General features: G+C 26.2%; 1 protein-coding gene and 1 pseudogene. Both read right to left on the bottom strand.

From position 1 onward, the window contains the following. Positions 1 to 548 (bottom strand): hypothetical protein (locus tag RI76_RS01530; RefSeq protein ID WP_026072044.1); only part of this gene is annotated, 548 nt, incomplete at its 3' end. A gap of 33 nt (positions 549 to 581) precedes the next feature. Further along, positions 582 to 907 (bottom strand): annotated as a pseudogene (locus RI76_RS01525) (hypothetical protein); the annotation flags it as partial.

Raw genomic sequence — 907 nt, 5'->3', positions numbered from 1 at the left:
ATCTTATCTGTTAAAGAAGCTAAAGAGGAAATATTTTGGGTTTTTTGTTGTAAATCATCCATATTTTGAATAATTTTTTGTTCTTCTTGATCTAAATTTTTTCTTTGGATAATTAAAGCTTTTCCTTTTTGTAAATATTCATCTCTTTGCTTTTTTAAAACATTAATTTCTTCTTGTAATTTAGTTTTTTCTTCTGCGCTTAAGGTGTCAAAAGAGGCAGCTAAAGTTTGTTCTTTTTCGGTAATATTGGTGTTTAAAGTATTAATAGCAGCTATATTTTGATTAATTTCATGATCAATAAGGTCATACTGCTTTCTGATTAATGCTCTTTGTTGGTTTTCTTTGGCTAATTGTTCTCCTAAAGTTTTTAATTGTTTTTGAATTTGTTCTGCTGCTTCCCTTTCCTCTTGGGTTTTATTTTGTTGGCCAAGAGAAAGAGGTTGTTGGTTAGTATGTTTTATGTAAAGGCCATAACTAAAAAGAACAACAGTAAATAAACTTAAAAGACCCACAAACCACCAATAAAGCTTTGTTTTAATTAATAACATACATGGTAATTTTCCTTTCTTTTTAATAATTTTTTATTCTACATCATAATATAAAGTTCTTTTTTGGTTAGTTCTTTTCTCATATAAATCAATTTTTCTTAAAGATTTAATATGATTCGTAGACCATAACATACCATCTTGGGTATAATTATAAAAAGGAAATTTTAATTCAAAATCATAATTGAAGATTACAAAAGGTTCTTCAATTTTTTGATTAATAGGATAAATAGCAACTATTTGCTGATTTCTAATATCTTTCAGAGCTATTTTATCAATCGCTAAATAAGAAGGTCCACCAAAATTAGTTCCTTTATCAAAAAAAATTTCTAATTCATAATTAGTTGGTTCAAAAGGGATAG

The organism is Milkweed yellows phytoplasma str. MW1 (assembly GCF_000309485.1).
Lineage (GTDB): Bacteria > Bacillota_I > Bacilli_A > Acholeplasmatales > Acholeplasmataceae > Phytoplasma.
The sequence above is the reverse complement of the archived record's forward strand: the minus strand, read 5'-3'. Positions and strand labels throughout refer to the sequence as shown.